The organism is Curtobacterium sp. BNK-1 (genome assembly GCF_048685235.1).
Taxonomy (GTDB): Bacteria; Pseudomonadota; Gammaproteobacteria; order Enterobacterales; family Enterobacteriaceae; genus Pantoea; species Pantoea agglomerans.
On the sequence record NZ_JBLQTJ010000001.1, the window covers coordinates 1,453,029 to 1,472,196 of the forward strand.

Consider the following 19,168-nt stretch of genomic DNA (forward strand, 5'->3'; position numbering starts at 1 on the left):
ATTCCAAATTTCAATTTTTAAGAACTCTCTCTTCATCAGTTTGAGCCTATAAGGAGATAAAATGAACCTGCCAGGAATAAATCCCGAGAATAACTTACCGGGTTATGACATCGCCAGGATGACCGGTTATGGGGCACCTGATTTTGATTTCAAAGCGCTGGGTGCAGCAATGGATTGTACTCGGGAGTTTTATCAGGCTGGCATCATCTATGCAGATGGCGCACAGCGTTATCTTGTTCGGCCTGGTCAGCGTCATCCCAATGGTCAAAGTGGTATCGTTACACATCTGATTGTGACCAAAACGCCTAAGCAAGCCACAGCGTCTAATACGGGCAAGTCACTTAGTGAAGCCGTAAGCGTAACCTCAATGGGAACGGAGATTGCCTCGACCGTGCTTTCCTGTGGTGCAATGATTATCACCGCTGGTGTAGCGGTTATCGGCGCTTCAGCAACGCCTATAACCGCTGGCAGTAGCGGCGTGCTTGTTGCTATTGGTTATGCTGGCGCTGCCGCAACAGGCGTGCAATGTGTCAATGGTATTTACCGGGTTTATGATCTCGTCGAAAATGGTGGTGAAAACGTAGCGTGGCTGGACTCTCAGGATTGGTACGTTGCCACTTCAACGTCTCTTGACCTTATTTCACTAGCCAGTGTGGGCGGTGCGTTAAAAGAAGCCCTTGCAACATGGCGAGCGATGAAATCAGTCTCTTCTTTAAAAGCAACGGAGTGGCTCCGGAACTATCCAAGGCAGGACCGGGCTCGCCTTACTGAATTAATCATTAAGGCACAAAACCCTGGTATAAGTAATAAAGAGCTTAAAGCCGCCATCCGTGCAGGACTTTATCCAAAGCGTTTCCCTGTAGAGTCGGTGCAAAAAGAACTTGTTAAGCAACTCGCGCAGGTCGTTACGAGCGCAGCTGCTGTGGCAGGCAGTGCTGTCAGTGGTATCATTGCTGCTCCAGGTAATGTGCCACGCTCCGGGCGCTATATTGTGGGGACAATTCAATCACTGGCGGTATTTTAATGCAATTTCTATCATGGCTTGTCGGGCGAAATATCACTGAACTACTGCAACATGGTCGCGAAATAGATCAGCTAATCGCACGGCAGGATAATTCGATACTTGCCCGTTCCACTACAGAGCTTGAACGTTATTTTAAACAGCCTGCTGAGTCGCTTCCCAGGCAAAACGGCTTCCCGGTTGCGATAGTGCTGATGCTGTTGCTGGTTTCATTTGCATTTAATTTGCTGACGTTTCTGCACGCTTTACCTCCGCTCAGTCCACAGATACATGCGTTGAGTTTTTTTGTTCCCTCAATCGTCGTTATTGGCGCGATACTCACGGCCAGTTACCTGCTTGCGCGAGGCCATACAGCCGGTGTGGCGGGGCTGGCTTACGTCTGTGCGATGTTGTTTATATCGACCGTTTTACTCTTGAGCTACAGCGTAGTTACGGGTAGCCACTCGGGTCTGTGGCTGCTTCTGGCACTCGCGGCTTTGGTGGGGGCTCGCTGGATACTTAACGGGCAGGCTTTCATCCTTTTTGCCATTTACTGCCGGACACAACGCCTCGCCAGCGTCGCCCGGCAGGGTCGCATGAAATAACCCATACTGATCTGTAGTACTGTTATCGCGGAATACCCATTCCGCGACTCTGGTCTTCATCCACTTTCTCTCAAACTGAAACCAAAAGCCAGATGCAAGTTACCCCCTTGTAAGTATTGATGATGAGGATAGCTCTGCGATATGCAGGTTTCATTAGCGTTATTACGATTACGCTAACAACCTCAAACTCGAAGAGCGCGACGATATCCTTTCAACAGACATTATGGAACTACGATAATACCGGTTGTTTGTTTGCCTTATGATGACGCGCAGCTGAGTTGTGAGCAATTGCGATGGGACAATGCAGGCAACACGCTGGATTGCAAGGCTGGTTCCGCCATAACCGCACGAAACAATATCCGCTTGCAATATAATTTCCATGGGCGTACCACCGGGAAGTAGCATGGTCAGCCCCACTAATACTACCGTTACAATGGTGAGCACCGTTTGACGAACTTCCTCAGCGAACCGTGGGGCCGCAATAAGCCATGCACGAAGGTGAGCTTCCGCTACGATCCACTGGAGCGTCGCATCAGGCATGGTGAATCCAGAACAGGTCATTACACAAAGAGTAGATTGCTTATTATGCTAATCGCAGCGTGAAAATATCACGTCATCCACTTTGTCTGCGTTGAAAAACGGAACCATTATGACTTTCGAAGAAATAAGCCGAACAGTGTGCGATATTCTGAGTAGGTCTGGTTTTAACAAAGAGGCCAGTGAGATTAGCTCGATGGTTTTAATGATTAGTACACTGGAAAAGAATGATAAGAACAGAATATCTGCTATTGATGATTTGATTTCCCGTAGCCACGTTAAATGGCTTGGGGATTATTACATTAGTGATTTCAGCTATAAGGAATGGACTGATCTTATTTATGTTTTTAAGGGTAAGTTGTCCAGTGAAAAATAACGCATGTCGGATCATGGCTCATCACTCACATCACAGGTCATCTTCTGCTTTAATGATTACTGATGGTTTTTGGTTATTTTTGGAGAATGAGAGCTGCAATTAATGCCAGAATTTTTCTCACCTAACCATGCTCCATGCTGTCAATTTATGGCCTGGCTAAATACTGAATAAGTGCTTTTTGCATTGAATAAAAGTGAGAGTTAAAGTTGATTTATTGATGGAAAAATTAATGTGTTTTTCGCTAATAAGTCGTCAGTCAATAAGAAAAGTGTTTAAATGAATAACATCAGTGGGTTAACATTGTTAGCTGATCAATCCACTATTCAGTGGGGATTTATGGATGAAGAATTTACATTGACATTATCAGGAATCGATCAGGTGTTGGTTGATGAAAGCTGAGATTTAATATTTGTTCTTGATCAGAAGGAAAGTTTGCCTGAAAGACTCACTATAATAAATGCGCAGGGCAAAATTTTATCATCTTTTTCACCGCCCGATGGTGGAGCATTCTACTACATGACGGTGGATTCAAAAAAAGAAGTCTTAATAGTCTGCGTTTTTACTGGCAAAATTGATGGCTGGAGTGACTGGCATTTCTCTTTCCATCAGCAAACTAATCAACTGGTGCGGTTATCACGAGCTTACTGATGCTGTAAAAGTTAATATAAATCATAATGGCCGCAGCGAATTATACCGGCCCTCACTGCCTGCAATGCGAATGTTATACTAATGATTAAATGGCCTGTGAATTCGGTCGTGTGAGTGGGTTGAGGTATCAGAAGCATGGCCTGTGAGGTGGGTAGTGTATTGTAAAGAAATGGCTCAAAAACTATTAATTGAATTTATGAATTTAAAAAACATTCTAATCAATGATGGAGAGCGTAACTGGATTAGAGGCGTTTTATCAATAATAGAAAAGCTCAGGGTTTCTATCGACTCTCAGGGGGTTGAATCAGCAAGTTATTGTAAGGATGCATGTGATACATGGAGGTTAATGTATGGCGGAAATGGTTCTTTCTCTGATTATCATCTCTGGCATGATGATTACAATGAGAGGGTTAAACGTAATATTCCGCTGGATTCAATAAAGAGTAATATCGCTAAGATTCTTGATTACGTGGAAAAATAGCAAATCGTTTGTCTGGAGATTATCGGTTTCATGTTTTCCTATCTGTCATTCCATAACGCGGTTAAAAGTGTTTCCAGCCTGTTGCGTTTTCTATATTGTCAGGCAGGGCATGCAAAAATAGCGCCGTGCATCCATAGGAAAGCTTATGGAGACTCATGTGGCAGCTTTACATCCTGACCTATTCGTTATGTGAACGACGGTGTTGAAAATAAGTCTGGGTGCGAAGAGCACTTCAATCAGGCGTTTTGCTCAGGCCCGGAGAAGTGCAGTCAGGTTTCTGACATGTTCATCAGACCCCTTTAATTATTAATCGGTATTGAATATGCAATATCAAATCTTTTGCGATTATGGGATAACCCTTGTAGACAGGGATGGGATTCTTATTGCTTTGTTTGACTCGGGCAGGCTTGTTCCTGAATATCTTGAAGCTGAAATTAGCATGCATGAAGCTCTAAAAATCAAAAAAAGCCAACAGGATGCCTATGAAGTTATTATGTCATTAGGAGACAGGATTAAAAAAGTCCCACGAAAAACCTGAAGGATTTAAAGATTTTTATCGTAAATTTTATTCCAATGTATGAGAAAGGTTTGCTTAAGATACTATATTTCTGTCCTTATAACAGGATGCTCAGGCCAGTTTTATGACAATACAACGTGTCGCTAAGGTGTTGGTGATGGAAAAAATTATATTTAGTGGCTATGGCATGTTCATCACTGAAGAGAATAGTAAGTATTACATCAACTTTGATGAAGGCGGCATTAGCAATAAAGATATAAGATATGAAATAAGTGAACAGGAGGCTATTAAAGCTCGCCAAAGTGGGCTGGAAGCTTATGAAGTGATGTTAAGGTCCCAGTCCAGAGCAAGAAAATGTAACTTGTGATTGAGTATTTTTTGCGTAAAGCCACTTGAATCTGCCAGGGTAAATAAGGCTAGCTGAATCGACTCTCGATTTAACGCGTAAAAAATGAAGTAAAGAGTGGCATTGAGGATCATGGCAGTCTGCGAACGTTGATAAGGCAACGATTAAAGTAAATTTTACATTGCATAGCTCTCGCCGGACTGGTAGAAGACACTAGTATTGCCCGGAAGAAAAATACAGATGGAAATCTCCAGGACTGCTGTAGATCGTCTTCAGAATATCCCGTGGTTTGTTAATTTAGGTAGAGGCGGTTATTTGAATGATATAAAAAACATAACTGCTGAATCATATTTTATCAGCCATATAACGAGCGTCGACTGGGAAGATGTAACGCTTCAGGCGGGTAATGCGATAAACGGATATCTGTCAAAAAGACAAAGCTTGAAATATCATTACTGGAATGGTCTTGTCAGAAAAGCGAAAGAGATACCATCATGTATTTGGCTGCTATTTTCCAACTAAATTTCTGGGCTGTATTATTTATGCTTTCGTGTCAACTCCATTCCTACATTAAAGTGGAGTGATAAATTGTATGTTATTTTTATTTCAGATGTATAATTAACACAATTATTATAGATAGAGGTGGTTAAAATGGCAGGGTTAAATACCTTTAAAAATTTGAATGTTAAATGTGAGAAGTATTATAACCTTCTTACAAAAACGATTCCCATTAAAAAAGTACTATCAGAAGAGAAAGTAATTGATAAGCGCAGGATTGGATTCTATCTTTTTATTTTAGAGTCTTTTGGCAGAGGAAAGGATATCGTTGATCTTTCACAATGTATTATTGATTCTGATTTCAATGATATTGTTTATGGTGTGGGGCATGATGATCTTGGTATTGATGCTGTCCTGTTTGATGACGAAAATCAAGAGATAAACCTCTTCAACTTTAAATACAGAGAAAAGTTTAGCGCAACATCAACGCAAGCTATTAATGATCCCTTTATAAGTTCAAAGTATTTCAACGCAATTGAAACTGAAAATCTATCTGGTGTTAACGGAAAGGTGAAGGATTCGTTAGAAAGAATCATAGAGTTATTAAATGGCAATAATATATGGAAAATAACTTTTTACGCCGTAAGTAATGAGAGTAATAACATACGGTTAAACGATCCTCATTTGGATAGATTGAGAGATATATATGATCTTGAAGTGAAGTCAATATCATTAGATTATATTTCTGATATGATGTCTTTAAGGCCAGAGCCAATATGTGCATCAATACTGTTTGATTCAACTTGTATTATGCCTTATGTTGAACATGAATTGTCATCTTCTAAATCCTATATAGTTAGAATGAAAGCGAGTGAATTAATAAGAATTACTTCTAAAAATTCTTCGCTAAGGGATGATTATAATATTGAAGATATACATCCTTTGTCAAAAACCGAATTAGATTATGGTGTTTTGTTTGATAATGTTCGTGGTTTTGTTATGAACTCAAAGTATAATGTAAACATAAAGAAAACACTAAGCAATAGTCCGTCAAAATTATTTATGTATAATAATGGAATTACAATGGTAGCTAAGGAAATACATTCTGAAGGTATCAATGGTAACAGAAAACAAAAGATGAGGATAAATGATTTTCAGGTTTTGAATGGTGGGCAAACATTACGAACTATCCACGACTTTAATAAAGAGTCGGAAAAGAATATAACTGACATTCTTAATGAATGTGAAATTCTTGTGAGAATTTTCTCATCTAGTGGTAATGATAATACAATAAATAAGATTGCGGAATATACAAACAGCCAAAATTCAATTTCTACAGCCGATCTAAAATCTTTAAGCTCAGAACAGATCGATATTGAAAACTATTTATCTAATTATGACATTCTTTACTCTAGGAAGAGCGGCGATATAGGTGATAGTGATAAAAATTACAATTATCAAATCACAATGGAGAAATTTGGTCAGCTTTTATTAGCGATTAAAAAAGGAGAGCCGGACAAATCATCAAATCATAAGCAATACATTTTCAGCAAATATTATGATGACCTTTTCTTAAATGGTTTTGATGTTTCCGAATCACTTGAAATTATTAATAAATATAAAAAATCAATTGCAGCATATTATAATCGACCAGATGTTGTTTTTATGGAACAAAAAATTTATTATTTAGTTTATATGATTAGCAAATACCCATCATGTAATGTTGATATTCTTATTAGTATTCTTGAGGAAGAAATATCCACTTTCCGTGAGGGTGATAAATCTTTGTCAGATGCAAGGAAAATGATACAGGTGCGCTTCCGGGAAGGTCTTGAATTATCTCTTAAACAAAAATTGGAAAGTCTTGGATAACATCAATGGAAGGGCTTAATTTAATCAAGCCCACTGATTATAAATCATGCAAAAATAGAAGCACATAGTTTACAGCATTATTAATGCTTATCTTTTTCATCAATTATTATTTTTTTTGGTGTTTCAGTGATAACCGACCAGTTTAAATCAAATGCGAGGCATGATTTATCATCAATCCTTAAATAACTTCTGTTTTTCTCTTTTTCACCACAGTCCGATATGAATGTTGAATCTGCAAGCAACGCCAGCCTTATGAAATAGGGTGAAATATAAGCAACACCCATTAAGAAGGGAATAAGTAAAATCATTAGAAAATAAAATCTATTTGCGAAGATATAATATCCTGATTTTGTAATTCTATTTTTTAAATTTGTAGTCATGAAAAAGGATAGTTGAGCTAAGACCTGGATTGATAATAATAAAAAAAGAGAAAGCAAGGCTATTAGTATATAAACTAATATGATAGACACAGGTACTGCCATAATTAAAGGTGCAAATTTTAACTTGTCCTCGCTAATGCCAATTGAATAGCTTAATATTTTAAGTGATATTATATAAGATATGAACCAAATGAATATATTGTAAAATTTTATCATGAAAGCACTTTTAGCTATTATTATTAGTTTTTTACTGATGGGGTATATTTCTTTTAGGCTGATTAAAAACATCAATACAAAAGCAGAGTAAATATGTTGCTTTAACAGGAGGGCAGCAATAATCGTATATGCTATAAATGTAATGACATTATATTTTTTTTCAAAAAGCCAGTTCAAAGCTAGTGTAAAAATTTTTTTCATTTTAAATCTTCCTAGAAGATGCTATTTTTCGATTTTTATTTTGTAAATATATAACTTGTCATTTATTACTGCATTTTATTCTCACAAATAAATGCTATTGGAGGGTGAGGTTAAATTTTATTCATTTTTCCTTTGAAAGGAAAGATCCCTATTTTACGCGCTTGCTCGCATTTATCGCGAGACTCGGCAGGTTTAACCGTCGGATACTCACCCAACGCAAACATGCTGGGTTTACTGTTTTTTTAAAATGATCGCGTCATGCCCAATTGCCACTTGTTTTTATTTCAAGTTTGAGGCCGCTGAAATCCTTGAGCCGATGGTTTTTTTTCGGCTAGACAGCGCGGCATTGATTATCTATGAGCATAACGGTGCCTTGTTTTTTTAATACCGTTCTTGAACTCACTTAAATGAAGATGGAAAAATTAATACTCATCCATATACTAATTTATGATTGCGTCATTACGAAATGAAGTCAGACTTTATGAAATAAAAAATCCACGCAAGAGCGTGGATTTATTCTGTGATGGTCATGAGATTCAGTTAAACCCCATAAGACAACAATCTTTAATCAGACGTTGAACAGGAAGTTCATCACATCGCCATCTTTCACGATGTACTCTTTACCTTCTGAACGCATCTTGCCTGCTTCTTTAGCACCTTGCTCGCCTTTATAAGCGATGAAATCTTCAAACGCGATGGTCTGGGCGCGGATAAAGCCTTTCTCGAAGTCGGTATGGATTTTACCAGCAGCCTGCGGAGCCGTCGCGCCAACCGGGATAGTCCATGCACGCACTTCTTTTACGCCAGCGGTGAAGTAGGTCTGCAGGTTCAGCAGGGAGTAACCAGCGCGGATAACGCGGTTCAGGCCTGGCTCTTCCAGTCCCAGCTCTGCCATGAACTCGTCACGGTCTTCATCTTCCAGCTCGGCGATATCCGACTCAACGGCGGCGCACACTGGCACCACGACTGAACCTTCCGCTTCGGCGATAGCGCGCACCTGATCCAGGTACGGGTTATTCTCGAAACCATCTTCATTGACGTTAGCAATGTACATAGTGGGTTTCAGGGTCAGGAAGCTCAGATAGCGGATTGCCGCTTTGTCGTCCTCATCCAGATTCAGTGAACGCAGCATGCCCGCTTCAGAAAGATGCGGCAGGCACTTCTCCAGCGCAGCCAGCTCGGCTTTGGCATCTTTGTCGCCGCCTTTGGCTTTCTTCTGCACACGCTGAATCGCACGTTCACAGGTTTCAAGATCGGACAGCGCCAGCTCAGTGTTGATCACGTCAATATCTTCAGCCGGGTTAACTTTGCCCGCCACGTGGATGATGTTGTCGTTTTCAAAGCAGCGCACTACGTGACCAATCGCTTCGGTTTCGCGGATGTTGGTCAGGAACTGGTTGCCCAGACCTTCACCTTTTGACGCGCCTTTTACCAGACCGGCGATATCGACGAATTCCATGGTAGTCGGCACCACGCGCTGCGGCTTAACAATCTCAGAAAGCTGGTCGAGACGCAGGTCAGGCATCGGCACCACGCCCGTGTTTGGCTCAATGGTGCAGAAGGGGAAGTTAGCCGCTTCGATGCCCGCTTTAGTCAGCGCGTTAAACAGAGTGGATTTACCGACGTTCGGCAGGCCCACGATACCGCATTTGAATCCCATGGTTTGATACCCTTTATAACTGGATGGACAGTGCGCCAGAAGGCGGACTGTCGGAGACGAATTGAAAAATTTCGCGCATTATACACGGAATCACGACGATTCGGGCGTTTAAGCAGGCTTGAAGGCGTGCAGCCGGTTCATCGCCTTGATACGATCCTCTTTCAGCCACAGTTCGGTGCAGCGCGCCGCCTCATCAATGGCATCATCAATCAGCTTCTGCTCACTGGCGGGCGGCTTGCCCAGCACAAATCCGGTCACCTTGTTGCGATCGCCGGGATGCCCGATACCGATGCGCAGCCGATGGAAATTGTTGTTGTTGCCCATTTTACTGATGATATCTTTCAGCCCGTTATGGCCGCCATGCCCGCCGCCCTGCTTGAACTTCGCCACGCCGGGTGGCAGATCGAGTTCATCATGCGCTACCAGGATCTCTTCTGGCGCGATGCGATAAAAAGTCGCCATCGCCGCCACGGCTTTCCCGCTCAGGTTCATAAAGGTGGTCGGCACCAGCAGGCGTACATCCTCTCCGGCTATCGCCAGGCGCGCGGTATAGCCATAGAATTTGCCTTCCTCTTTCAGTGACTGATTGTGGCGCTCAGCCAGTAAATCCAGATACCAGGCACCCGCATTGTGGCGCGTGGCGGCATATTCAGCGCCTGGATTGGCTAGGCCCACAATCAGTTTAATGCTGCTCACAATGATTATCCTGCTGTTATCGCGAAAGGGCGTTAGTTTACTTCGCCACGGGCGAGATGACAAAGTACAAGCATCGAAATGGTTCATGACGGTGATTAATCATTTTCTATCGAAATCAACAGGCTGCAATCAGGGCCAGTTAATTATTTATGGCTGATGTGTGATCCACTCCGCAACGTTATCTTCACCCATTGCCTAAGCTTATGGCACTTAACATTGTGTGCGGTTATTGACTCATATGGATGGAGGTGCAGCATGAAACATCAACACTGCCGCGTAGCGGGTAACAGCTTGATGGTACTGGGATTAGTCACAATGGTGCTGGGCGTGGGTTTCTCAATTATGAACCAGCTTCCCGCGCTTGATCTGCCAGATGCGCTGGCGCAGGGCGCAATCCTCGGCATCTTTGTTGGTGCAATGATGTGGCTGGTCGGGGCGGGTTTGAGTGGTCGTGAAAAGGTTGAAGATCGTTATTACTGGCATCGTCACTATGACAAACGTTGTCGCCGGTCGCACAATTCTCACCATTAACCGATGCCAGCAGTGACCGGATGCTGCGCGATGCGGTTCCGGCCGCTGGCCTTAGCGTGATAGAGCGCTTTATCCGCCAGTGCGAGTAAATCGTCAAAACCCTGCTGCTGATGTGAGACCGTGGCAAACCCAATGCTTACCGAATAGGCAATTGAATTGGGTTGTGACGCACAGACCTCCCGCCGGATAGTCTCGCACCATGCCTCTGCCTCTGTTGCCGCCGCCGGAATTATCGCCGCAAACTCCTCTCCGCCCAGTCGCGCAAAACGCCCCTCAGCCGGTATTAGCCCTCTGACAATGTCGCAAAAGTGAATCAATATCTGGTCGCCCTGTTGATGGCCATACCGATCGTTAATGCTCTTAAAATGATCCAGATCGAACAGAATCGCGCTAAACGGCCGGTTCTGACGGCGGCATCGCGCCACAATCTTCTCTGCTTCATTAAATAAAGCCCGACGATTCCAGACGCTGGTCAGAGGATCGTGCATCGAGGCATGTTTTAAGACTGACTGCATCTGTTCATTCACCATGGCCAGGATAGTAAATGTCAGACCGATGACAAACAGAATCGATTCCAGGATGACGTAAATCGAGAAGTTTGATCCGCCAATGGCGCCAGGCAGCGTGCTGGGAATCGCGCTGTCCAGAAACAGGCGAGCCAGGTGAAACAGCAGATGGATCCACAGCAGCAACTGTGCAGGCCAGAAGGTCACCTTTAGCGTGGCACGCGCCAGCCAGACCAGCTGGATCAGTGCGGCGGTATAGGCGATGCAGGCGATGCAGAGCACCAGCACCCGTTTGGGTAAGCTGTAATAGAACGCCGGGAAACAGCAGAGGAGTGCCCAGAGCAGGGCGCCCAATAGCCAGTGAGTGCCGATGGGCTTGCCGCAGAAGCGCCGGAACGCATTTAACAATCCGCCGTAAGCCAGCATCACTAAAACGTTACCCACTGCAACGGGCAGGAAATGCAGGCCACTGCTGCGCAGGCTACTTAAGAATACCGCAATCAGGGTAAAAACCAGCGACAGGCAGGTGAAGCCGAGAACGCGATCATACTGCGATCCGATCCAGGCAAAAAACATGATGATGCTCAGAAACCCCAGCACATAAAGCTCGCAGACAAATAACGTATAGATATCGAGGCTCATGGCGGTCAGGGTTCTTATGAAAAGTGCGCTGCAAATTACCACTTAACGGCACAGGGCAGAAGCGGGGAACGCGGCGTTTTATCAAAAGAGTGGGTGGCGTTGAAAACAGGCGATTTTGGGGAAATTTATCGCGAAAATATCAGAAAAAGAAGCGCGTTAATCGGGCGCCCGGCAGGCATAAAAAAACCGGGCACAGGGCCCGGTTCCGCGAAGATTAATGCTCGAACATTGCCGAGATTGATTCTTCGTTACTGATGCGGCGAATGGCTTCGGCCAGCATGCCAGATAAGGTCAGCGTGCGCACATTCGGCAGTGACTTAATCTCCTGAGAGAGTGGGATGGTATCGCAGACGATTACCTGGTCGAGCACAGATTTACGCAGGTTTTCAACCGCATTGCCGGAGAAGATCGGGTGGGTCGCGTAGGCAAATACGCGTTTAGCACCACGCTCTTTCAGCGCTTCAGCCGCTTTGCACAGCGTGCCGCCGGTGTCGATCATGTCGTCGACCAGCACGCAGTCGCGGCCAGCAACGTCACCAATGATGTGCATCACCTGAGAAACGTTCGCGCGAGGGCGGCGTTTATCGATGATGGCCATATCGGTGTCGTTCAGCAGTTTAGCGATAGCACGGGCACGTACTACGCCACCAATATCGGGAGAAACAACAATCGGGTTTTCCAGACCGATCTGCATCATATCTTCCAGCAGGATCGGACTGCCAAATACGTTATCAACCGGGACGTCGAAGAAGCCCTGGATCTGCTCGGCGTGCAGGTCAACCGTCAGAACACGGTCAACACCGACGCTGGAAAGGAAGTCTGCCACTACTTTAGCGGTGATAGGTACACGCGCGGAACGCACGCGGCGATCCTGACGGGCATAACCAAAGTAGGGGATGACTGCGGTAATACGACCAGCAGAAGCACGACGCAGCGCGTCGACCATCACAACCAGTTCCATCAGATTATCGTTGGTGGGGGCACAGGTGGACTGGATGATGAAAATATCACCACCGCGTACATTTTCGTTGATCTGTACGCTCACTTCACCATCACTGAAACGTCCTACAGCGGCGTCTCCCAGGCTGGTGTAAAGGCGGTTGGCAATACGTTGTGCTAGTTCCGGGGTGGCGTTACCAGCAAATAGCTTCATATCAGGCACGAGAAGAACCTCAGGCTTTGCGTCCAGAGAATGAACGGCATGACTGTAACCGGCGCGTACGGTCATGTGCGTTCACACGGGTGTGTTGATGCGAAACGTGCAGTGTCCGGAACGTGGTGACACTGTCACGCATTCGCTAATCGCCTCGCAGGGTACGCTGTAGCGGCGAAACATTTACGCCCCGGGCTACAAATGCGCGTACCCCATTCGGGGCAAGCTCCAGCACCTGGCGGGCAGCAGACTCGGTGTCGAACTCAGCAAACACACAAGCGCCCGTGCCAGTCAGGCGTGACGGCGCGTATTCTAGCAGCCAGGAAACAAGCTCATCAACCTCACGAAAACGTTTTCTTACCACTGCTTCACAATCATTGGTGAAGGGTGATGCTAAAAGCGTCGATAAACTGCGCGATGGAGTATCTCGCGTCAGTTCGGGGTCGTTGAATACTACTGGGGTGCTGATATTCACGCCGGGATGGGCGACAAGATACCACTTTTCTTCCGGCTCTGCGGGATGAAGTTGTTCACCCACACCCTGGGCGAAGGCCGCGAAGCCCTGGACAAACACCGGCACATCCGCGCCCAGCTTCACGCCCATCGCCGCCAGCTCATCCGGCGTGAAGCCGGTTTGCCACAGATGATTCAGCGCCACCAGCACGGTTGCCGCATCAGAGGAGCCGCCACCGAGACCGCCACCCATGGGCAGGTTTTTCTCAACGGCAATCTGCGCGCCCGCGTGAGCGGACAGGCGGTGGTTATCCTGCGCCGCCTGTTTCAGCATGTTTGCGGCGCGGACAATCAGGTTATCCGCATCCGCAACGCCTGCCACGGGCGTTAACAGTGTAATCGAGCCGCTTTGATTGACGGTAATCTGCAGCTGGTCACCGTAATCAAGAAACTGAAACAGCGTCTGCAGGTTGTGATAGCCGTCGGGACGACGGCCGGTGATGTAGAGAAAAAGATTCAGTTTTGCCGGGGCAGGCCAGTGGGTGATCATTGAACGGTCCAGCCGTCCATACGCAGTTTAATCCGCTGGTCACCCTCTTTCAGCTCCAGGCTCGAAGGAAGCGGCGGGGTGACTTTGCTGTCGTAGCCCGCAATAGAGACCTGCCAGTTCTGACCGTCGCGGCTGTAGTTCAGGCTGCTCAGCTGATAGCTCTCGTTGAGCTGATAGTCGGTGGCATCGCCTGGCAGACCCATCATCCACTGGCGCAGATTCGCCAGCGGAATGTTCATGCCGGTCAGCTGCGAAATCATTTTCTGCGCATCGTTGCTGACGTAACGCTTGCCTTTGTTATCGACGATCTGTACCACCGAGCCCTGCGCATCCAGCTGCAGTTCGGTGCTGCCCAGCGGATTGGTCAGCAGCAGGCGATAGCGATCGGGCGCGGTCTGCTGCCAGTTAAAGCGGGCATAGACTTTCTGCTTGTCAGAAAGATAGGCAAAGGCGCCGCGGGTCTGATAGTGCGTGACCTTTGAGACCGCCTGCTGATGCTGTTGCCACTGTGGCGCGGTAACGCTGGGGCCCGGGCCTTGCGGTTTGTTGACGCTACAGGCTGCCAGCAGCACGCTGGCAAGGGGCAAAAGGCGCAACAGATTGCGTGGTGAATTAAGCATCAAGTGGTCATCTCCTCGGACACATTTATTATTCGTAACGGATAACGCTAACCGTCCCGGTTTTAACCGTCAATGCTGTTATGCAGCAAATTGAGCACGATCGGGTTAATCTTATTACAGTCATAGCCTTTGTATGGCTTTTCTTGATCTGCCGCATCTTGTAGAATGCGCCTCACAAAACCCTGACATTATTGGGACATCCCAACCAAAACCGCTATGACGCTGCTCGCTCTCGGAATCAATCACAAGACAGCCCCCATTGCTCTGCGCGAACGCGTCTCGTTCGGGCCGGAGACGCTTGAGCAGGCGTTAAACAGCCTGTTATCACAGCCAATGGTGCAGAGCGGCGTGGTGTTGTCCACCTGTAACCGGACTGAACTCTACCTGAGTGTAGAGCAGCAGGCCGACTTACAGGCGCGTCTGGTGAGCTGGTTATGCAATTATCATCAGCTGGATGAAGAGGATGTGCGAAACAGCCTCTACTGGCATCAGGATAACGAGGCGGTCAGCCACCTGATGCGCGTCGCCAGCGGACTCGACTCACTGGTGCTGGGCGAACCGCAAATCCTCGGTCAGGTGAAAAAAGCCTTTGCCGACTCCTCACGCGGTCAGGCGCTGAGCAGTGAACTGGAACGCATGTTCCAGAAAACCTTCTCGGTTGCCAAACGCGTACGTACGGAAACCGATATCGGTGCCAACGCGGTGTCGGTGGCGTTTGCCGCCTGTACGCTGGCCCGTCAGATCTTCGAATCGCTCTCCTCCGTCAATGTCTTGCTGGTTGGCGCAGGTGAGACCATTGAGCTGGTGGCGCGTCATCTGCGTGAACATCAGGTTAAAAATCTGATCATCGCCAACCGTACCCGCGAACGCGCCGAAACGCTGGCGTCGGAAGTGGGTGCAGAGGTGATCACCCTGGCGGAGATCGACGCCCGTCTGGCAGAAGCCGACATTATTATCTCGTCAACCTCCAGTCCGCTACCGATTATCGGTAAGGGGATGATGGAGCGCGCGCTGAAAGCGCGACGTAACAAGCCAATGCTGCTGGTCGACATTGCAGTTCCGCGCGACGTAGAGCCGGAAGTGGGCGACCTGCCTAACGCCTATCTCTACAGCGTGGATGACCTGCAGGCGATCATCGAGCAGAACCTGGCGCAGCGCAAAGCGGCCGCGGTTCAGGCCGAAAGCATCGTGGTTCAGGAAAGCAGCGAATTCATGGCGTGGCTGCGCTCACAGGGCGCTGTGAATACGATCCGTGAATATCGTTCTCAGGCGGAAGAGATCCGCGCTGAGCTGGAAGGCCGTGCGCTGCAGGCGCTGCAGCAGGGTGCCGATCCGCAGAAAGTCATGCAGGAACTGGCGCACAAGCTGACCAACCGTTTAATACACGCTCCAACCAAATCACTTCAGCAGGCCGCCCGCGACGGCGATAATGAACGCCTGCAGATTTTACGCGACAGCCTGGGTCTCGATTAGGCACACCGCTGTCGCCACCTGTTACGGGAATCCCACATTTAAATGAAAACCTCTATAGTTGCCAAACTGGAAGCCCTGCAGGAGCGCCACGAAGAAGTGGAAGCGATGCTGGGCGATGCAGGCGTGATCGCCGATCAGGAGCGTTTCCGTGCGCTGTCACGCGAATATGCTCAGCTGACCGATGTGACCCGTTGCTTCCGCGACTGGCAGCAGGTGCAGGAAGATATCGAAACCGCGCAGCAGATGCTCGACGATCCTGAAATGCGTGACATGGCTCAGGAAGAGTTGCAGGAAGCGCGTGAGAAGAGTGACGTGCTGGAGCAGCAGTTGCAGGTTCTGTTGCTGCCGAAAGATCCGGATGATGAGCGCGCCTGTTTTATCGAAGTGCGCGCCGGAACCGGCGGCGATGAAGCGGCGATTTTCGCCGGCGATCTCTTCCGCATGTACAGCCGCTATGCCGAAGCGCGTCGCTGGCGCGTGGAGATCATCAGCGCCAACGAAGGCGAGCATGGCGGTTACAAAGAAGTGATTGCCCGCGTCACCGGCGAAGGTGCCTATGGACGCCTGAAGTTTGAGTCAGGCGGCCATCGCGTGCAGCGCGTGCCGGAGACCGAATCCCAGGGCCGCATTCACACCTCAGCCTGTACCGTTGCCGTGATGCCGGAAATCCCGGAAGCGGAACTGCCGGAAATTAATGCGGGCGATCTGAAGATCGATACTTTCCGCTCATCCGGCGCAGGCGGTCAGCACGTTAACACCACCGACTCCGCTATTCGTATTACCCACCTGCCAACCGGTATCGTGGTGGAGTGTCAGGACGAACGTTCACAGCATAAAAACAAAGCCAAAGCGCTGGCGGTGCTGGGCTCGCGTATTCACGCTGCAGAGATGGCCCGCCGTCACGCCGCCGAAGCCAGTACCCGACGCAACCTGCTGGGCAGCGGCGATCGTTCTGACCGTAACCGCACCTACAACTTCCCGCAGGGCCGCGTGACCGATCACCGTATCAACCTGACCATCTACCGTCTGGATGAAGTGATGGAAGGGAAACTCGACAGCCTGATTGAGCCGATTGTTCAGGAGTACCAGGCCGATCAGCTGGCGGCGCTGGCTGGTCAGGATTAATGGATATTCGTCACTGGCTGAAACAGGCGGTCGCCACGCTGTGCGGTGGTGACAGTCCGAAGCGTGACGCAGAGATCCTGTTAGGTTTTGTGACCGGCAAATCACGCAGCTGGTTAATCGCCTTTGATGAAACGGTGCTCAGCGAAGAACAGCTGACGCAGCTGGATAGCCTGCTGGCGCGTCGCGCCCGCGGTGAGCCGGTGGCGCATCTGGTGGGCGAACGCGAATTCTGGTCGCTGCCATTGCGCGTCAATGACGCCACGCTGATCCCGCGCCCGGATACCGAACTGCTGGTTGAACAGGCGCTGGCACATCTGCCCGCGACACCGGCAACCATTCTGGACATGGGCACCGGCACCGGAGCGATTGCGCTGGCGCTGGCCAGCGAGCGTCCCGATTGTCAGGTGACCGGCGTGGATCGCATTGAAGCCGCCGTTGAGCTGGCGAACAGTAATGCGCAGCAGCTCAGCCTCACCAACACCACCTTTCTGCTCAGTCACTGGTTCCAGGCGCTGACGCCACAGCGCTTTACCCTCATTGTCAGTAACCCACCCTACATAGATGCCAGCGATGTTCATCTGGAGCAGGGTGACGTGCGCTTTGAACCGCGCAGCGCGCTGGTGGCGGATGAAGCGGGACTGGCGGATCTGCGCACGCTGATCGAGCAGGCACCCACATGGCTGCTGCCGGGTGGCTGGCTGCTGCTGGAACATGGCTGGCAGCAGGGCGAGGCGGTGGCCACGCTGATGCGGCAAAAAGGCTATCACGCCGTGGAAACCGTCGATGATTACGGCGGCAATCCGCGTGTGACCTTAGGCCAGTTCCCTTCATAAAAGCGCTTTGAAAAGGATTCATGATGTTCGCCTTTTATCCCTTAATTAAAAATCTGCACATCTTAACGGTGGTGCTTACCGTGACGCTGTTCCTGCTGCGGTTTTACTGGCTGCGCCGTGGATCGGCAATGATGACGAAACGCTGGGTGCGCATCCTGCCGCACGCTAACGACACCCTGTTACTGGTGACCGGCGTCTCGCTGGTGATGATTACCCACTTCTATCCCTTTACACCGCAAGGAAGCTGGCTGACGGAGAAGCTTTTAGCGGTTATCATCTACATCGCCTTAGGATTTGTGGCATTGAGTCGCCGTCCACGCACTGATCGCACCCGCTGGATCGCTTTTCTGGTAGCGTTAATCGCCCTGGTGGCCATCATTAAGCTGGCGCTGACCAAAATGCCGTTATGGGGATAGCATGACCTCGACCGAACAATTAGATTTCAGCCAGACACCGCTGTGTGAAGCGGTGATTGGTGCCACGCTTGCCATCCGCGCCGATTTCCCGGCGTTGTCGGTGGAAGCACAACTTGCGGCGTTAGTCGCCGAAGCACGTGACTATGTCAGCCATACTGAAGATGCTGACATGCAGCTCGAAAAGCTGCTGGAACTGTTCTATCGCCAGTGGGGATTTTGCGGTGCCAGTGGCGTCTACAATCTTTCTGATGCCCTCTGGATCGACAATGTGCTGAAGACCCGCCGGGGCACGGCGGTGTCACTGGGCGTTATCCTGCTGCACATCGCCGCCGAGCTGGAACTGCCGCTGATGCCGGTGATCTTCCCGACGCAGCTGATTCTGCGCGCCGACTGGATTGATGGCGATAAGTGGATGATCAACCCGTTTAATGGCGAAACCCTTGACCGGCACACGCTGGAAGTGTGGCTCAAAGGCAATATCAGCCCGACAGCGCGTCTGTATGACGATGATCTCGACGAAGCCAAAACCGTCACCGTGATGCGCAAGATGCTCGACACGCTGAAAGCGGCGTTGATGGAAGAGAAGAAGATGGAGCTGGCGCTGAACGTCAGTCAGGTGCTGTTACGTATCGATCCTGACGATCCCTACGAAATCCGCGATCGCGGTTTGATCTACGCGCAGCTGGAGTGCGAACATATCGCCCTGAATGATTTAACCTACTTCGTTGAGCAGTGTCCTGAAGACCCGGTCAGCGAAATGATCAAAGTTCAGATTCACGCAATCGAACAAAAACAGGTCACGCTGCACTAAGCGGACCCACTGAAAAGGAAAG

The 19,168-nt window shown here is 48.4% G+C and carries 21 protein-coding genes; 14 read left to right on the plus strand and 7 right to left on the minus strand.

Translation table 11 applies throughout. The annotated features are described in order from the left end of the window. Positions 1-61: 61 nt before the first annotated feature. From ssp4 to ACMGGP_RS06940, 8 genes are all read left to right on the plus strand, one after another. Positions 62-1,024, plus strand: coding sequence for an Ssp4 family T6SS effector (ssp4, locus tag ACMGGP_RS06905; protein ID WP_307617969.1), 963 nt, complete (start codon positions 62-64; stop codon positions 1,022-1,024). Then, positions 1,024-1,605 carry an immunity protein Sip4 gene (ssi4, locus tag ACMGGP_RS06910; RefSeq protein WP_498798298.1) on the plus strand — a complete coding sequence of 194 codons (582 nt, stop codon included), beginning with the start codon at positions 1,024-1,026 and terminating at the stop codon, positions 1,603-1,605. Before ssp4 ends, ssi4 begins: the two co-directional genes overlap by 1 nt. Before the next feature lie 649 nt (positions 1,606-2,254). Further along, positions 2,255-2,518, plus strand: coding sequence for a hypothetical protein (locus ACMGGP_RS06915; protein ID WP_052271745.1), 264 nt, complete (start codon positions 2,255-2,257; stop codon positions 2,516-2,518). 276 nt (positions 2,519-2,794) lie between these two features. Continuing rightward, positions 2,795-2,917 carry a hypothetical protein gene (locus tag ACMGGP_RS06920; protein WP_498798299.1) on the plus strand — a complete coding sequence of 41 codons (123 nt, stop codon included), beginning with the start codon at positions 2,795-2,797 and terminating at the stop codon, positions 2,915-2,917. Between the two features lie 418 nt (positions 2,918-3,335). Then, positions 3,336-3,647, plus strand: a complete 312-nt coding sequence (locus ACMGGP_RS06925) for a hypothetical protein (protein WP_498798300.1) — start codon at positions 3,336-3,338, stop codon at positions 3,645-3,647. 322 nt (positions 3,648-3,969) lie between these two features. Further along, positions 3,970-4,185, plus strand: a complete 216-nt coding sequence (locus ACMGGP_RS06930) for a hypothetical protein (protein WP_064691221.1) — start codon at positions 3,970-3,972, stop codon at positions 4,183-4,185. Positions 4,186-4,288: 103 nt separating this feature from the next. Next, on the plus strand, positions 4,289-4,531 hold the full coding sequence (locus ACMGGP_RS06935; RefSeq protein ID WP_498798301.1) for a hypothetical protein: 243 nt from the start codon (positions 4,289-4,291) through the stop codon (positions 4,529-4,531). 630 nt (positions 4,532-5,161) lie between these two features. Next, positions 5,162-6,880, plus strand: a complete 1,719-nt coding sequence (locus ACMGGP_RS06940; protein ID WP_498798302.1) for an AIPR family protein — start codon at positions 5,162-5,164, stop codon at positions 6,878-6,880. Between the two features lie 80 nt (positions 6,881-6,960). On the opposite strand, the gene ACMGGP_RS06945 is transcribed toward ACMGGP_RS06940, so the two are convergent. The 3 genes from ACMGGP_RS06945 to pth form a co-directional block, all read right to left on the minus strand. Beyond that, complete coding sequence (locus ACMGGP_RS06945; protein ID WP_498798303.1) at positions 6,961-7,677, minus strand: hypothetical protein; 717 nt, start codon at positions 7,675-7,677, stop codon at positions 6,961-6,963. 568 nt (positions 7,678-8,245) lie between these two features. After that, positions 8,246-9,337, minus strand: coding sequence for a redox-regulated ATPase YchF (ychF, locus tag ACMGGP_RS06950; RefSeq protein ID WP_010245885.1), 1,092 nt, complete (start codon positions 9,335-9,337; stop codon positions 8,246-8,248). A gap of 108 nt (positions 9,338-9,445) precedes the next feature. After that, the gene (gene pth / locus ACMGGP_RS06955; RefSeq protein WP_062757497.1) at positions 9,446-10,033 is read right to left on the minus strand and encodes an aminoacyl-tRNA hydrolase; all 588 of its coding nucleotides are present in this window, start codon (positions 10,031-10,033) and stop codon (positions 9,446-9,448) included. Positions 10,034-10,288: 255 nt separating this feature from the next. Between pth and ychH the strand changes: the two genes are divergently transcribed. Continuing rightward, a complete protein-coding gene (gene ychH / locus ACMGGP_RS06960; protein ID WP_159226360.1) occupies positions 10,289-10,564 on the plus strand; it encodes a stress-induced protein YchH in 276 nt (91 codons plus the stop codon). Here ychH and ACMGGP_RS06965 read toward each other — a convergent pair. The 4 genes from ACMGGP_RS06965 to lolB form a co-directional block, all read right to left on the minus strand. Beyond that, complete coding sequence (locus ACMGGP_RS06965) at positions 10,561-11,712, minus strand: GGDEF domain-containing protein (protein WP_498798304.1); 1,152 nt, start codon at positions 11,710-11,712, stop codon at positions 10,561-10,563. The genes ychH and ACMGGP_RS06965 overlap by 4 nt on opposite strands. A 214-nt stretch (positions 11,713-11,926) precedes the next feature. After that, the gene (prs, locus tag ACMGGP_RS06970; RefSeq protein WP_010245874.1) at positions 11,927-12,874 is read right to left on the minus strand and encodes a ribose-phosphate diphosphokinase; all 948 of its coding nucleotides are present in this window, start codon (positions 12,872-12,874) and stop codon (positions 11,927-11,929) included. Between the two features lie 136 nt (positions 12,875-13,010). Then, complete coding sequence (gene ispE / locus ACMGGP_RS06975) at positions 13,011-13,868, minus strand: 4-(cytidine 5'-diphospho)-2-C-methyl-D-erythritol kinase (RefSeq protein ID WP_045140432.1); 858 nt, start codon at positions 13,866-13,868, stop codon at positions 13,011-13,013. Further along, the gene (gene lolB / locus ACMGGP_RS06980; protein ID WP_010669984.1) at positions 13,865-14,488 is read right to left on the minus strand and encodes a lipoprotein insertase outer membrane protein LolB; all 624 of its coding nucleotides are present in this window, start codon (positions 14,486-14,488) and stop codon (positions 13,865-13,867) included. Before lolB ends, ispE begins: the two co-directional genes overlap by 4 nt. 216 nt (positions 14,489-14,704) lie before the next feature. On the opposite strand from lolB, the gene hemA reads away from it, so the two are divergent. The 5 genes from hemA to sirB1 are packed head-to-tail and all read left to right on the plus strand — an operon-like array spanning position 14,705 to position 19,146. Beyond that, on the plus strand, positions 14,705-15,961 hold the full coding sequence (gene hemA, locus ACMGGP_RS06985) for a glutamyl-tRNA reductase (protein WP_010669985.1): 1,257 nt from the start codon (positions 14,705-14,707) through the stop codon (positions 15,959-15,961). A 42-nt stretch (positions 15,962-16,003) separates the two neighbouring features. Next, positions 16,004-17,086, plus strand: coding sequence for a peptide chain release factor 1 (gene prfA, locus ACMGGP_RS06990; RefSeq protein WP_010245863.1), 1,083 nt, complete (start codon positions 16,004-16,006; stop codon positions 17,084-17,086). Next, the gene (prmC, locus tag ACMGGP_RS06995) at positions 17,086-17,919 is read left to right on the plus strand and encodes a peptide chain release factor N(5)-glutamine methyltransferase (protein ID WP_045140431.1); all 834 of its coding nucleotides are present in this window, start codon (positions 17,086-17,088) and stop codon (positions 17,917-17,919) included. The genes prfA and prmC overlap by 1 nt, the downstream gene beginning before the upstream one ends. A 20-nt stretch (positions 17,920-17,939) precedes the next feature. Further along, the gene (locus ACMGGP_RS07000; RefSeq protein ID WP_250488606.1) at positions 17,940-18,335 is read left to right on the plus strand and encodes a SirB2 family protein; all 396 of its coding nucleotides are present in this window, start codon (positions 17,940-17,942) and stop codon (positions 18,333-18,335) included. Between the two features lies 1 nt (position 18,336). Continuing rightward, positions 18,337-19,146 (plus strand): invasion regulator SirB1, encoded by an 810-nt coding sequence (sirB1, locus tag ACMGGP_RS07005; RefSeq protein ID WP_010669988.1) that lies wholly within the window; start codon positions 18,337-18,339, stop codon positions 19,144-19,146. Positions 19,147-19,168: the final 22 nt, after the last annotated feature.